The sequence below is a fragment of the Lysinibacillus sp. A1 genome, assembly GCF_000801965.1.
GTDB classification, from domain to species: Bacteria; Bacillota; Bacilli; order Bacillales_A; family Planococcaceae; genus Lysinibacillus; species Lysinibacillus fusiformis.
The window spans coordinates 1-669 of sequence record NZ_JSZM01000052.1 but is presented as its reverse complement, the minus strand read 5'-3'; the positions used below and the strand labels follow the sequence as shown (position 1 = coordinate 669).

Below are 669 nucleotides of genomic sequence, written 5' to 3'. Positions count from 1 at the left end.
TTATGGCGCGCCCGACAGGAGTCGAACCCATAACCTTCTGATCCGTAGTCAGACGCTCTATCCAATTGAGCTACGGGCGCATATAAAATGGTGCCGAGGACCGGAATCGAACCGGTACGGTAGTCACCTACCGCAGGATTTTAAGTCCTGTGCGTCTGCCAGTTCCGCCACCCCGGCACATTTGGAGCGGAAGACGAGGTTCGAACTCGCGACCCCCACCTTGGCAAGGTGGTGTTCTACCACTGAACTACTTCCGCATGTGCATAAGTTTTTTTATCTGGCATATTGAAAAATGGTGCGGGTGAAGGGAGTCGAACCCCCACGCCTTGCGGCGCTAGATCCTAAGTCTAGTGCGTCTGCCAATTCCGCCACACCCGCTTAATATGGTTGGTACTTATAAATGGTGAGCCATGAAGGACTCGAACCTTCGACCCTCTGATTAAAAGTCAGATGCTCTACCAACTGAGCTAATGGCTCGTCTAAAATGGTGCCGGCTATAGGAATCGAACCCACGACCTACTGATTACAAGTCAGTTGCTCTACCTGCTGAGCTAAACCGGCAAATGGTGGAGGATGACGGGCTCGAACCGCCGACCCTCTGCTTGTAAGGCAGATGCTCTCCCAGCTGAGCTAATCCTCCTGGGTATTATGCCTAGCGACGTCCTACTC

At 52.8% G+C, this 669-nt stretch carries 7 tRNA genes; all 7 read right to left on the bottom strand.

Going from position 1 to position 669, the window contains the following annotated elements:
* Positions 1–3: 3 nt before the first annotated feature.
* Positions 4–80 (bottom strand) — tRNA-Arg (locus tag PI85_RS23370).
* Positions 81–88: 8 nt separating this feature from the next.
* A tRNA-Leu gene (locus PI85_RS23365) sits at positions 89–177 on the bottom strand.
* A 5-nt stretch (positions 178–182) separates the two neighbouring features.
* A tRNA-Gly gene (locus tag PI85_RS23360) sits at positions 183–257 on the bottom strand.
* 36 nt (positions 258–293) lie between these two features.
* Positions 294–378, bottom strand: a tRNA-Leu gene (locus tag PI85_RS23355).
* 23 nt (positions 379–401) lie between these two features.
* Positions 402–477: transfer RNA gene (locus PI85_RS23350), tRNA-Lys, on the bottom strand.
* A gap of 8 nt (positions 478–485) precedes the next feature.
* A tRNA-Thr gene (locus tag PI85_RS23345) sits at positions 486–561 on the bottom strand.
* Positions 562–564: 3 nt separating this feature from the next.
* Positions 565–640: transfer RNA gene (locus PI85_RS23340), tRNA-Val, on the bottom strand.
* Positions 641–669: the final 29 nt, after the last annotated feature.